The following is a 12,325-nucleotide window of genomic DNA, read 5'->3' as shown; positions in this document are numbered from 1 at the left end:
GCGTTTTTCTCCCATCTGCCTATTGGTTCATGGCCGGGCGATCGATCGTGTTCCATTTCGTAAAGGACATATATCGGAAATAATGATCACGGTACGGGTGCGCGGTGCCTGTATTCCAAGGCTTGTCTCCGCCGCAGAAATGGACGATGGCCGGTTCGGCCCGTGTTTCTCTGTAACGTATACGGTCGATCAGTTCAGGAGGCGTTTTCTCATTCATGATAATATGCGTCTGCGCGTTCCAGCGCGGATGCAGTTCATGCCATTGATCATATAAGACCGCGTTAAGCGCGTCCTGATCATGAAACACGAGAAAATCCTCCGAACTGTTTTCATTGATAAAATCAATCACTTTTTTGGAAATATTCTGTTTTCTCCAAGGTTCAAAATCTATAATCATAATGCCGGAATTGAAATACTTGGCCGTGTCGCTGATATTCATTTTTTTCAGTCTTTCATGCTGTCCGGCATCTTCTACTGCCGCAACTATTGCCGGGGAAATATCCAAATCCCATAAAACCGAAATATCTTCCATCACAATTGCATCGCAATCAATGTAAATCATCCGCTTTACGGACTCATCCTTAATTAAATCAGGTATGGAAATGCGGTAATAAGCCGCTTTTGTAATGTGGCTGCTTTCGACCGCATGTTTGTATTGATCAGCATCCACTTCTAAAAATTCAAGCGGCGTTCCGAATGACATCGCAGTCTGTTCAAGCTTGTCCTTGTTTTCGGCAGTAATTCCGCCGTCGATCACATATAATTTGGCATTCCTTGTTTTATCCATATTCATCAATAAAGAAGCGAACATCCCACCCAAATGACGAGCATAATTATCATCGGCACATGATACGATATGCATTGTTTCATTCTTTCCCACTGATATTCATCTCCCTTTTTGTTGTATCATTTTCTTTCCCTTTTTTTCAAAAGTAAACCCCGATCTTACACATTTTTTCTGCGGGAATGTGCTGTTGACGAGTTGATATCTTTCTTCTTTGTTTGGAGTGAGGAAAGAAAATGATCTTAGCGGCGAGGTCTATGTGAACGGCGGCAAGCCCATCAAGGCCGACAGCGAAAAACGGTGAGCGTCATTGGATAAACAAACAGCCGGACCGCTTTTATTTGCAGTCCGGCTGTTTGTAATGCGCCAATCGGTTAATCGACTTCTTTCTTAATCCCAAGCATCTTTTCGTCTAAATAATGGGCGATGTCCGCCGCTTCCTTCAGCTCGTCAGTCAGATGCTTCGGGACTTCGTTATTTAATTTGTAATAAATTTTATGCTCAAGGCTCGCCCAAAAATCCATGGCGATGGTGCGGATTTGGATTTCCGCCTTCACATATTCCACCCGATTCGTCAAATAGACGGGAATTTCAATAATCAAATGCAGGCTGCGGTAGCCGTTCGGCTTCGGATGTTTAATATAATCCTTCACCTTCACGATCTTCAGGTCCTTATGCTGTTTCAAAACCTCAGCGACATTATAAATATCTGATATAAAAGAACAGATAATCCTGACACCTGCGATATCATGAATATGCTCTTTCATTTCTTGCGTCGTCACATCGCAGCCTTTGCGCATCAGTTTATTGACGATACTCTCGAAACTTTTAACGCGTGATTTTGTATGCTCGATCGGGTTATGCCCGTGAATCAGATTATATTCCTGACTGATGATAGAAAACTTCGTATCCAGCTCATCTAAAGCGAATTTATAAACTAATAATTCATTTTTCCAATCTTCCATGACCGTTTTTAAATCATCCATATGGGCTGTTGACAAGTCCATTTTTTTCATCTCCTTGCTTTGCTGTCCACATATCAGACGGTTCGGTCGGCGGTCAGGTTCTTTACAAAATCGTGAAGATTATGTCATAAAAAAAGCAAATGCCGTTATGGCATTTGCCTTGTCATTTGATCAGGAAATAATTGATCAGGAGTCCGATGGAAAGCAGGAATCCGAAGAATGTATTGGTTTGCGCCGTTGATTTCATCGCAATAATCATGTTCATCGGCATTTCGTTTTTCACGAAGCCTTTCACGGCCTGAACGGGTTTCGGCACGCTCAAAAAGACCAGGAACAGCCACGGGCTTGTATATCCCATGATAACAAGACCGACGATCCAGATGTAGGCGATAGCAAAGGACGCGGCCAGTATCATGACGGCTCCCCTATGCCCCATCAAAATCGCCAGCGTTTTACGTCCGCCCTTTTTATCTTCTTCAATATCACGGATATTATTGGACAGGTTAATCGCGCCGACCAAGATGGCGATCGGGATGGAAATCAAAATGCTCTGTTCATTAATTCCGCCAGTCTGAATGAAGAAAGAAATAAGGACAAACACAGAGCCCATGCAAATACCGGAGAATAGTTCACCGAACGGTGTATACGCAATCGGCAGCGGGCCGCCCGTATACAGGTAGCCGATCAGCATGCCGGCAAGGCCGATTGCCGCAAGCCACCAGCTGCTGCTCATGCAGATATAAACACCGAGCACGAGGGCAATCGCATAAGAGCCGAGCGCCAGCTGCAGAATCGTTTTCGGCTTCATGCCGTGGCGGACGATCGCTCCGCCGATACCGACAGAATCCTCCGTATCTAAACCGCGTTTAAAATCGTAATATTCATTGAATAAGTTCGTGGCGATCTGGATCCAAAGGCAGGAAAACAGCATGGCCAAAAACAGCAGGAAATCAACCTTTACGTAAAACATCGCCAATACAGTGCCGAGAAGTACGGGCACAAACGATGCCGTCAATGTATGAGGGCGGGTTAACTGCCATAAAATGCGGCCCATGCTTTCTTTTTCAGGCGTCTTTTGGCTGCCTCCCATATTGTTTTGATTCATTTTCCTCTTCCTTTCTATTAAAAGGCTTTCACAGTCAGCCGATAACAGTAGTGTTGAATTGGGGTTTTTATGTTTTCTGCTACCTTATCTATCATAATAATTTCTTCCCCATTTCACAAGATGCGGCGCTCCGTCAGCTTTGCTGCCGAAAACGGCTTTCCGCCCTTCCCCATTGGGGTTCGGCACAAGCCTGCGTAAGAAAAAGCCGCCGAAATTTTTTTACCTCATTTATATTTACGATAAGTTAAAAATCCCGCCTGAACATGCGCTTTTTTAGTATGATCATTTGCCAATTTATACATGCGTATTTTCCATCCTTTTGTTTCTCATTCATTTTTAAGGAAATTTTAAGCTTAGGATATTAGACATATTTTGAAACTTTTTGTTAATCTAATCGTCATATACTGGTGTAATTATTGAATACGCGGGGAAGGAATTTTAACATGATGCAAAAATTAAAACGTGCTTATGAAAATACATTGGTTAAATGGACGTTTCATACGGGCTTTTATTTTCTGATATTAGTATTGCTCTTTTGGATGTATGGATTTCATACAGCCAATACCGGCACTTATATTTACAACGATTTCTAATCGGGGAGGATAACTATGAAACTACTTGATGCTATAAAAACATATGCAGACGCCAAGCCTCAGGCAGAAGCGTTTCGTTCCTTAGATCATTCCCTCACTTACGGGGAATTATGGGATTTGTCGGAGCGGGTTGCGTCCGGCATTCAAAAACATACGGCTGACGGTTCGAAAACACCTGTCCTGGTTTACGGACATATGGAGCCGAATATGATCGTTTCTTTCTTAGGAAGCGTCAAAGCGGGCCGCCCTTACATCCCTGTCGATGTGTCCATTCCGGCAGAGCGGATCGTCAAAATCATTGAAAGCTCAGGCGCAGAGCTGCTCATCAGCGTATCGGGCGATGCAGTCGATACGGGGAGCAATCTGATTAAAACCGTTACACCCGAAGAGCTTGCAGCTGACGGAGATGCAGACCTCAGCCGTGAGAACTGGGTAAAAGATCAGGACACGTTTTACATTATTTACACGTCCGGCAGCACGGGAAATCCGAAGGGCGTGCAGATATCAGCTGATAACCTGCAAAGCTTCACAGACTGGATCTGCAGGGATTTTCCTGTGGGCGAAGGCAAGACATTCTTAAACCAAGCTCCGTTTTCTTTTGATTTATCTGTCATGGACATTTTCCCGTCGCTTCAAACGGGAGGTACGCTGCACTGTGTAACAAAAGACAAAATCAATAAACCGAAAGTACTATTTGAAGAGCTGGAGAAATCCAAATTGAACGTCTGGACATCGACGCCGTCTTTCGTCCAAATGTGTCTGATGGACCCCGGCTTTACGCAGGAGCTCCTGCCTGACGCAGAAGTATTTATGTTTTGCGGAGAAGCGCTTCCGGCTGCCGTGGCACAGGAACTGTTAAACCGTTTTCCGAAGGCCCGCGTATTCAATACATACGGCCCGACTGAAACAACGGTTGCCGTCACCTCCGTTGAAATCACGCAGCAGGTCATCGATGAAAATGAATCTCTGCCCGTCGGATTTGCAAAACCTGATATGAATATCTTCATCATGGATGAAAACGGGAATAAGCTTCCGGACGGAGAAAAAGGGGAAATCATCATTGCCGGCCCGAGCGTAAGCAAAGGGTATCTCGGCGAGCCGTCTCTGACGGAAAAAGCGTTTTTCTCTGTTGACGGACAGTGGGCATATCATACGGGTGATGCCGGTTATGCTCAAGAAGGTCAGATTTTCTGCCAAGGACGCCTGGATTTCCAGATAAAGCTTCACGGCTACCGAATGGAGCTTGAGGAAATCGAAGTGCATGTAAGGCAGTCTCAATATGTACGCTCAGCGGTTGTCATCCCGTATCAGCCTAACGGACCTGTCGAATATCTAATTGCCGCCATCGTGCCTGAAAAACATGATTTCGAAAAAGAATTCCAGCTGACAAGCGCTATTAAGAAAGAGCTGGCCGCTTCGCTTCCGGCTTACATGATTCCGAGAAAATTCATTTATCAGGATCACATTCAAATGACTGCGAACGGAAAAATCGACCGTAAACGCATTGGCGAAGAGGTTCTTGTATGACGCCTTACAGCTCGTTTTTCTTTTTTATCTTACTTGGAATCCTTCTCTTGCCGACGATTATTTTAGGGCTGAACGGCAAGAGATTCCAAGGATACAACATGTTTATATCCATCATCGTATTGGCTTTGATTTTCTCGCATGATCTGCACGGCGTCATTGCACTATGTATCTTTACGCTGTGGCAGGTGCTGTTAATCAGGGGGTATCTCGCTTACAGACTGAAAGCCAACAGCGGCTTTGTCTTCAGCATGGCCGTGATCGCGTCCATTTTACCCCTGTTTTTATCTAAATTATGGCCGTTTTTCTTTCCGCCGGTGCCTCACCATCCGGTTCATAACCTGATCAGTTTCTTAGGAATTTCTTATTTGACATTTAAAGGCGTCCAGCTGATCATGGAAACGAGAGACGGGCTGATTAAAGAAAAAATGCCGCTTCACCGCCTTTTGTACTTTATTATGTTTTTCCCGACCATTTCTTCCGGTCCGATCGACAGATACCGCAGATTTGCCAAGGACGAACAGAAAGTATGGACAAAGGGAGAATATGCTGATTTACTGTATACCGGCATTCATAAAATTTTTATCGGTTTCTTGTACAAATTCATTATCGGATATGCGATTAACACGTATTTCATTATGAATCTGTCTCATATCACCCACAGCAAACTGTGGAGCAATGTGCTGTACATGTACGGATACAGCTTGTACCTGTTTTTCGACTTTGCGGGCTACACGATGTTTGCCGTCGGTGTCAGCTACATTATGGGTATCAAATCTCCGGAAAACTTTAATAAGCCGTTTATCAGCAGAAACATTAAAGACTTCTGGAACCGCTGGCACATGTCCTTATCCTTTTGGTTCAGAGACTACGTATTTATGCGCTTTGTTTTCTGGATGACAAAGAAAAAATGGATAAAGAACCGGATGGCCGTCTCGAACATCGGGTATTTCCTGCTGTTCATGCTGATGGGCGTCTGGCACGGGCTCGCCCTGCAATATATTGTGTACGGCCTGTACCATGCCGTGTTAATGACGGGGTATAACTTTTTTGAGAAATGGAATAAGAAATACAAGTGGCTGCCCGCCAATCGTTTTACGGCGTTTTTAGCCATCGTCATCACATTCCATTTCGTATGTTTCGGATTTTATATTTTCTCAGGAAAACCATTTCATCACTAAAGGAGATTGAAAACACATGGAATTTAAACAGGAAGTATTAGACGTATTAGCTGAAGTTTGTCAGGAGGACGCTGTGAAAGAAAATCCTGATATTGAAATCTTTGAAGAAGGACTGCTTGATTCTTTCGGAACTGTAGAGCTGCTTGTTGCCATTGAAAACCGCTTCGGCATTACAGTGCCGATCACTGAGTTTGACCGTGACGAGTGGAATACGCCAAACAACATTGTAAACAAACTGACTGAGTTGAAGTAAATGAAAAAGCGTTTCTTTGGACCAATTATTTTAGCGTTTGTCCTGTTTGTCGGAGCTATCGCAGTTCCGGCTTCATGGCTTACGCGCTTCATTCCTGAAAAACGTGTCGAAGAGTCGGCAGCGGCCTTAAACCCGAATATGTTCCAAGGGCTCTATCTGCAAAACAAAATGTTCGAAGACTCGAAGTATCTGCCGATTTTCGGTTCTTCCGAGCTTTCAAGATTAGATGAGTTTCACCCGTCCAACTATTTTCAAGTGAACAACCAAGGCTTTACGCCTTATCTTGTCGGAAAAGGCGGGGATCAATCCCTGATACACGCCGTAAACTTTGCGGCGCATTACCAGCAGCTGAAAGGCAAAAAACTGGTATTCATTGTTTCTCCTCAATGGTTTATTAAAAAAGGTTCTGATGAACAGCACTTTGCACCGAATTTTTCATCACTTCAGGCATTGGATTTAGCATTTAATGACCAGATTGATCCCGCGGTCAAAAAGAACATGATGAAACGCATGCTTCGTTTTAAAGTCGTTCAGCATGATGCCGTCCTTTCTGAATTGTACAAAGGAATGGTCAACGGCCAATCATGGAAAGTGAAAACGGTCATGCCGGCCGCCAAGGCTTACTATTCTCTGCTTGAGAAAAAAGATCTTTATTATTCAATGGGAGAAACCAAGGGTCCTGAGCGGACGATCTCTGAAAACCTAAAAGGAAAATCGTGGTCAGAGTTAAAAACAGCCGCCGCGCAATTAGGAAAACGGAGTTCCAAGTCCAATCCTTTCTATATCGATGACACTTCTTATAAAAAAATTAAGCCGAAGTTAAAGAGAGTGAAAGGAATCAACAAAGGAAGAACATACGCCAAATCAGTCGAATATCACGACTTTGAGGATATGCTGGACATTCTGAAAGATGCCGGCGCTGAACCGATGTTCGTGGTTATTCCGGTCAACGGAAAATGGTATGACTACACCGGCTTCCCGAAAAAAGGCCGGACTGATTACTACAAAAAAGTCACAAAGCAAATTAAAGCGAAGGGCTTTCAGGTTGCCGACTTATCCGGGCACGAATATGATCCGTACTTTATGAAAGACACCATCCATATCGCCTGGAAGGGCTGGGTGTACGTCGATAAAGCGATGGAGCAGTTTTACAAAACCGGCAAAGTGACGGTTCACTGAGCACGGTGATGACCGAATACAGAAAAAACGAACACGCAGGGGGGATTCTTTCCCCTGCTTTTTGTGTGATTTGATTTTTTCACAAATTTGAGGAAAACTATTGCGAATATTTGTTGAAGGTATACAATAGAATATAAATTATTTTCAAATAAGTTTGACAATAACACCAATAGGGAGACAGAACATTATGAAACAAGACATTCGTGTTGAATTGACTTCAGCCAAAAAACCTAAACCGGACCCCCATAACCTTGCGTTCGGCCGAATTTTCACCGACCATATGTTTGTTATGGATTACGATGCGGACCAAGGCTGGTACGATCCGAGAATTATCCCTTATCAGCCCTTCTCAATGGATCCTGCGGCTATGGTCTATCATTACGGCCAAACCGTTTTTGAAGGGCTTAAAGCGTATGTAACGAAGGATCAGGAGGTGCTTCTGTTCAGACCGGAGAAAAATATGGAGCGCCTGAATCAGTCAAATGACCGTCTTTGCATCCCGCTCATTGATGAAGAGCTTGTTCTTGAAGGCCTGAAACAGCTCGTAGCCATCGACAAAGACTGGATTCCGAAAGCGGAAGGCACTTCCCTTTATATCCGTCCGTTTATCATTGCGACCGAGCCTTTCCTCGGTGTAGCGGCATCCCATACGTACAAGCTTTTTATCATTCTGTCGCCGGTCGGCTCTTATTACAAAGAAGGCATTAAACCGGTGAAAATCGCCGTGGAAAACGAGTTCGTGCGCGCTGTCAAAGGCGGTACGGGAAACGCGAAAACGGCCGGCAACTACGCTTCAAGCCTGAAGGCGCAGCAGGTTGCGGAGGAGAAGGGCTTTTCCCAGGTGCTATGGCTTGACGGCATTGAGAAAAAATACATCGAAGAAGTCGGCAGCATGAACATCTTTTTCAAAATCAGCGGCGAAATTGTGACGCCCGAGCTGAACGGAAGCATTCTTGAAGGAATTACGAGAAATTCCGTCATCACCCTGCTCAAACATTGGGGATTGACTGTGTCTGAGCGGAAAATTTCGATCGATGAAGTCATTCAGGCGCATCGTGACGGCCGATTGGAAGAAACGTTCGGAACCGGTACGGCGGCGGTCATTTCTCCGGTCGGCGAACTGATCTGGAATGATGAAAGTCTTGTCATCGGCAGCGGTGAAACCGGAGAGATCTCGAAGAAACTGTATGATACCATTACAGGCATTCAAAAAGGCGCAGAAGCCGACGTGTTCGGCTGGACGACGGAAGTCGCCTCATTAAGCGAATCAAAATAAACAAAAAACCCGGAATCGCTTCCGGGTTTTTTTGGTGCTTTTATGCTTCAATTGACTTAAAGAAATGAGGCAGATGTTCCTTGTGCGCTTCAAGCATTTCATCCAGAATAGCCTTTGCCACGGAGTCTGACGGGACGAGAGGATTGATTGTCATCGCAAGGAGCGCCGTTTGATAATCTCCCGTGACGGCTGCTTCAGCGGCCACGCGTTCAAATGATTTGATTTGCTGGACGAGCCCCCGGACGGATACCGGCAGATCACCGACGGCGATCGGTTTCGGTCCGTCTTTCGTTATGACACAGTTCACTTCGACTGCTGAGTCATTCGGGATGCTGGCGATCGCGCTGTTGTTTATCGTATTGACGGGCTGGATATCATGTTTGTCGTTATAGATGGAGCTGATCAGGTTGCAGGCCGCGTCACTGTAGTACGCTCCGCCCCGTTTCTCAAGCTGCGGCGGTTTGATGGCGAGATCCGGATCTTTATACAGTTCGAACAGTTCTTTCTCAACCTTCTGCACGACTTCGGCGCGTGTGCCCTCCGTCTGTGACGCTTCTATTTCATGCTCGAGCATTTCTTTCGTTTTGAAATAATAGCGGTGGTAGCCGCAAGGAATCAGATCGAGCGCTTTCAGGAATTCAGGCTCCCATTCCGCTCCGGAAATGTTCTTCATCGTCATGGCGTTTTCCGGGTCTCCCATGGCTTCGATGACTTTATCCTTCACGCTGACGCCGTCTAAGAAAACATCTAATCCGAAGACCATGTGATTCAGCCCGGCAAATTGCACCTCGATCCGGCTGACATCGACATCCAATGCTTTTGCGACGCCCATTTTAATGCCGATCGGCACATTGCAGAGGCCGACGACTTTTGTAAGATTCGAGTAGCGGAGCAAGGCCTCGGTAACCATGCCGGCAGGGTTTGTGAAATTCACGAGCCATGCATTCGGACAAAGCTCTTCGATGTCTTTTGCGATTTCCAGAATAACCGGAATGGTGCGCAGCCCTTTGAATAAACCGCCCGGACCGTTTGTCTCCTGCCCGATTACGCCGTATTTTAACGGAATCCGTTCATCTTTGGCGCGGGCCTCAAGAAGACCGACGCGGAATTGAGTTGTTACGAAATCCGCATCCTTCAAGGCTTCTCTCCGGTCAAGCGTCAGGTGAACCTCTATCGGAACCCCCGCTTTTTCGACCATGCGTTTTGCAAGCGTGCCGACGATATTGAGCTTTTTCTCGCCTTCAGGAATGTCGACGAGCCATAATTCTCTGACAGGCAGTTCATCATAGCGCTTAATGATGCCTTCCACAAGCTCCGGTGTATAGCTTGAACCTCCGCCGATCGTTACAATTTTAATTCCTTTTGTCATATTTTTGCTCCCCCTTGCAGACTCACTTTTTCATAAATCTCGACTAACTCTGCGGCCAAGTCTTTCACGGTCATCGCATTCATTAAATGGTCTTGCGCATGTACCATCAAAAGCGTCATGTCTGTTTTTTCTCCGCCGGCTTCATTTTGGATCAGTTCTGTCTGATAATGATGGGCTTCAGTCAGTTCCCTTGCGGCTTCCTGAAGCTTTTCTTCCGCCAGGGCTCTGTCTCCCCGCTTTGCGGCGGCAATGGCCTCCATTGATGCGCTTCTGCCATTGCCGCCATGCAGGATGATCTGAAAAATGGTCTGTTCCATTTTCTCATTCATGTGTTTCACTCCCTTTCTCTAAAGCACGGCTTTTTCGTCTCCCTGTACGGCTGGCGCCTGCGATTGTTCAAGTTCGTTTTCTTCTTTCAGCTTTTGCGAATCCCACATTCTGAAGAACGGATAGTACACTATAAAGGCTGCGATGATATTAATCGCCTGCATGACAGCCCCTGATATTTTTCCGCCTGTGGCCAGATAGCCGGAGAAAATCGGCGGCATCGTCCACGGGACGGCAATGCCGGCAGGTTTGGCGACGAGGCCTGTGCTCATGCCGATATAAGTAAGAGTCAGTGTGACAAGCGGTGTGATGATGAACGGGATGAGAAGCATCGGGTTCATGACGATCGGCATTCCGAAAATAATCGGCTCATTAATATTGAAGACAGCCGGCCCGATGGCGAGTTTCCCAAGCTGCTTCATCTGCTTGCTTCGCGCGCGGAGAAACATGGTGACCACGAGCGCCAGTGTCGCGCCGCTTCCGCCGATGTTGATCCAGATTTCAAAGAACTGCTGGGTGAAAATATTCGGCAGCGCATCACCCGCCTGAAATGCAATCCGGTTGGCATCCATCGCTCCGAACCAGATCGGCGCCATGACGCCGCCGACAATGTTCGCCCCGTGTAATCCGCACGCCCACAAGAGCATTTGAACCGCTTCAGCTACCAGGCTTCCGCCGAGACTTCCGCCAAGAATCGAAAGCGGTGTCCCCAGTACAACGCTTACAATATTATGAAGGCTTTCAAACGGCGTCGCTTCGACGATTAAACGCGCACCCCAGATGAGAAAGACGACGGCAAAACCGGGAATTAAAGCGACAAACGATTTGCTGACCGCCGGAGGCACGCCGTCCGGCATTTTGAAGACGAAATTCCGCTGGATGATCAAGCGGTAGATTTCCGTCGACAGCATGGCGATGATCATCGCGACAAACAGCCCTTTGCTTCCCATGAGAGAAAGCGGAATGCCGCCGCCGACCATGATTTCCTCTTTTGCGCCGGACGGCAGAAACGGAACTTTGTACGGCGTTGCCAAAAGAAACGCCGCCAGAGATATCGCACCGGCCGATAAAGCGTCCACCCCGTATTTTTCGGCCAGACGGTAGGCGATTCCAAAAGCGGCGACAAGGCCCATGATTTCAAAGGTCGCATCAACCGGATATTGCAGTTTTTGAGACCACGCGCTTCCGAACGTCTTCGCCATGAAATCCGCGTATCCCGGAATCGGCAGGTTGCCTATGATCAGAAAAAACGAACCGATGATGATAAGCGGCATGGTGAGGATGATCCCGTCACGCAATGCTTGCAGATGCCGCTGGGAAGCAATTTTCCCGGCAATGGGCATGACTTTCTCTTCTAAAAACTGATTCACCTTATTCACACGGCCCGCCCCTTTCTACGATGCGTTTCCGAGCTGTTCTGCTGATTTCAGAACCTCCGCTCCGTTGCATGTGCCGTAATGGACGGTATTAATGACTTCAACCGGCACTCCTTTTGATTCACCCAATTTTTTCAGCTGCGGAAGCAAATAACGGACTTGAGGCCCAAGCAGCAATACGTCCGCTTTATCTATATGCTGGTTGACTGAATCGCCTGACACAGCCCAGATTTTATATTCTTTTCCTTGTTCCTGCGCGCTTTTTTCCATCTTTGTGACGAGTAAGCTTGTTGACATCCCTGCTGCACAAACGAGTAATATATTCATGTAAAAGACCTCCTGAAAGTTTGATATTTTGTATGTCTCGGTGTTAGTACCATCATATTATGAAAT

Annotated in this window: 13 protein-coding genes; 6 read left to right on the top strand and 7 right to left on the bottom strand. The window is 46.3% G+C overall.

Annotated elements, in window-relative coordinates:
• Nucleotides 1-19 precede the first annotated feature (19 nt).
• The 3 genes from Y79_RS0109745 to Y79_RS0109735 form a co-directional block, all read right to left on the bottom strand.
• Nucleotides 20-880 carry a glycosyltransferase family 8 protein gene (locus Y79_RS0109745; protein WP_016937499.1) on the bottom strand — a complete coding sequence of 287 codons (861 nt, stop codon included), beginning with the start codon at nt 878-880 and terminating at the stop codon, nt 20-22.
• 278 nt (nt 881-1,158) lie between these two features.
• Entirely contained in the window at nt 1,159-1,791 is a 633-nt protein-coding gene (gene ywaC / locus Y79_RS0109740) for a GTP pyrophosphokinase YwaC (RefSeq protein ID WP_007407732.1), read from the bottom strand.
• A 121-nt stretch (nt 1,792-1,912) separates the two neighbouring features.
• Nucleotides 1,913-2,854: a 1,4-dihydroxy-2-naphthoate polyprenyltransferase gene (locus tag Y79_RS0109735; RefSeq protein ID WP_016937498.1), complete on the bottom strand. Its 942-nt coding sequence runs from the start codon at nt 2,852-2,854 to the stop codon at nt 1,913-1,915.
• A 443-nt stretch (nt 2,855-3,297) separates the two neighbouring features.
• Between Y79_RS0109735 and Y79_RS0109725 the strand changes: the two genes are divergently transcribed.
• The 6 genes from Y79_RS0109725 to Y79_RS0109700 all read left to right on the top strand — a co-directional run bounded on the left by Y79_RS0109725 (nt 3,298) and on the right by Y79_RS0109700 (nt 8,860).
• Nucleotides 3,298-3,447, top strand: coding sequence for a teichoic acid D-Ala incorporation-associated protein DltX (locus Y79_RS0109725; protein ID WP_013354059.1), 150 nt, complete (start codon nt 3,298-3,300; stop codon nt 3,445-3,447).
• Nucleotides 3,448-3,462: 15 nt separating this feature from the next.
• Entirely contained in the window at nt 3,463-4,974 is a 1,512-nt protein-coding gene (gene dltA, locus Y79_RS0109720; protein WP_016937496.1) for a D-alanine--poly(phosphoribitol) ligase subunit DltA, read from the top strand.
• Nucleotides 4,971-6,152: a D-alanyl-lipoteichoic acid biosynthesis protein DltB gene (dltB, locus tag Y79_RS0109715; RefSeq protein ID WP_016937495.1), complete on the top strand. Its 1,182-nt coding sequence runs from the start codon at nt 4,971-4,973 to the stop codon at nt 6,150-6,152. The genes dltA and dltB overlap by 4 nt, the downstream gene beginning before the upstream one ends.
• A gap of 16 nt (nt 6,153-6,168) precedes the next feature.
• Nucleotides 6,169-6,405, top strand: coding sequence for a D-alanine--poly(phosphoribitol) ligase subunit 2 (dltC, locus tag Y79_RS0109710; RefSeq protein WP_003150875.1), 237 nt, complete (start codon nt 6,169-6,171; stop codon nt 6,403-6,405).
• Nucleotides 6,406-7,584, top strand: coding sequence for a D-alanyl-lipoteichoic acid biosynthesis protein DltD (gene dltD / locus Y79_RS0109705; RefSeq protein WP_016937494.1), 1,179 nt, complete (start codon nt 6,406-6,408; stop codon nt 7,582-7,584). It begins immediately after the preceding gene.
• A 184-nt stretch (nt 7,585-7,768) separates the two neighbouring features.
• Entirely contained in the window at nt 7,769-8,860 is a 1,092-nt protein-coding gene (locus Y79_RS0109700) for a branched-chain amino acid aminotransferase (RefSeq protein WP_029575286.1), read from the top strand.
• A gap of 40 nt (nt 8,861-8,900) precedes the next feature.
• Here Y79_RS0109700 and licH read toward each other — a convergent pair whose 3' ends face one another.
• Genes licH through licB form a run of 4 tightly spaced genes read right to left on the bottom strand, consistent with a single transcriptional unit; the run spans nt 8,901 to nt 12,259 of the window.
• Nucleotides 8,901-10,229 carry a 6-phospho-beta-glucosidase LicH gene (licH, locus tag Y79_RS0109695; protein ID WP_016937492.1) on the bottom strand — a complete coding sequence of 443 codons (1,329 nt, stop codon included), beginning with the start codon at nt 10,227-10,229 and terminating at the stop codon, nt 8,901-8,903.
• Nucleotides 10,226-10,558: a PTS lichenan transporter subunit IIA gene (licA, locus tag Y79_RS0109690; RefSeq protein WP_016937491.1), complete on the bottom strand. Its 333-nt coding sequence runs from the start codon at nt 10,556-10,558 to the stop codon at nt 10,226-10,228. The genes licH and licA overlap by 4 nt, the downstream gene beginning before the upstream one ends.
• Nucleotides 10,559-10,576: 18 nt before the next feature.
• Complete coding sequence (gene licC / locus Y79_RS0109685; RefSeq protein WP_016937490.1) at nt 10,577-11,935, bottom strand: PTS lichenan transporter subunit IIC; 1,359 nt, start codon at nt 11,933-11,935, stop codon at nt 10,577-10,579.
• Nucleotides 11,936-11,950: 15 nt separating this feature from the next.
• Nucleotides 11,951-12,259 carry a PTS lichenan transporter subunit IIB gene (gene licB, locus Y79_RS0109680; protein WP_003150863.1) on the bottom strand — a complete coding sequence of 103 codons (309 nt, stop codon included), beginning with the start codon at nt 12,257-12,259 and terminating at the stop codon, nt 11,951-11,953.
• Nucleotides 12,260-12,325 lie beyond the last annotated feature (66 nt).

The sequence above is a fragment of the Bacillus siamensis KCTC 13613 genome, assembly GCF_000262045.1.
In the GTDB taxonomy this organism is placed as follows: domain Bacteria; phylum Bacillota; class Bacilli; order Bacillales; family Bacillaceae; genus Bacillus; species Bacillus siamensis.
This window is presented reverse-complemented; position numbering and strand designations above follow the sequence as displayed.

What these genes read in the sequence shown, in the direction of transcription:
- dltC (WP_003150875.1), top strand. Translation starts at nt 6,169, where the DNA reads ATGGAATTTAAACAGGAAGTATTAGACGTATTAGCTGAAGTTTGTCAG.
- licH (WP_016937492.1), bottom strand. Translation starts at nt 10,229, where the DNA reads ATGACAAAAGGAATTAAAATTGTAACGATCGGCGGAGGTTCAAGCTAT.
- dltD (WP_016937494.1), top strand. Translation starts at nt 6,406, where the DNA reads ATGAAAAAGCGTTTCTTTGGACCAATTATTTTAGCGTTTGTCCTGTTT.
- Y79_RS0109735 (WP_016937498.1), bottom strand. Translation starts at nt 2,854, where the DNA reads ATGAATCAAAACAATATGGGAGGCAGCCAAAAGACGCCTGAAAAAGAA.
- dltB (WP_016937495.1), top strand. Translation starts at nt 4,971, where the DNA reads ATGACGCCTTACAGCTCGTTTTTCTTTTTTATCTTACTTGGAATCCTT.
- dltA (WP_016937496.1), top strand. Translation starts at nt 3,463, where the DNA reads ATGAAACTACTTGATGCTATAAAAACATATGCAGACGCCAAGCCTCAG.
- licB (WP_003150863.1), bottom strand. Translation starts at nt 12,259, where the DNA reads ATGAATATATTACTCGTTTGTGCAGCAGGGATGTCAACAAGCTTACTC.
- ywaC (WP_007407732.1), bottom strand. Translation starts at nt 1,791, where the DNA reads ATGGACTTGTCAACAGCCCATATGGATGATTTAAAAACGGTCATGGAA.
- licA (WP_016937491.1), bottom strand. Translation starts at nt 10,558, where the DNA reads ATGAATGAGAAAATGGAACAGACCATTTTTCAGATCATCCTGCATGGC.
- Y79_RS0109725 (WP_013354059.1), top strand. Translation starts at nt 3,298, where the DNA reads ATGATGCAAAAATTAAAACGTGCTTATGAAAATACATTGGTTAAATGG.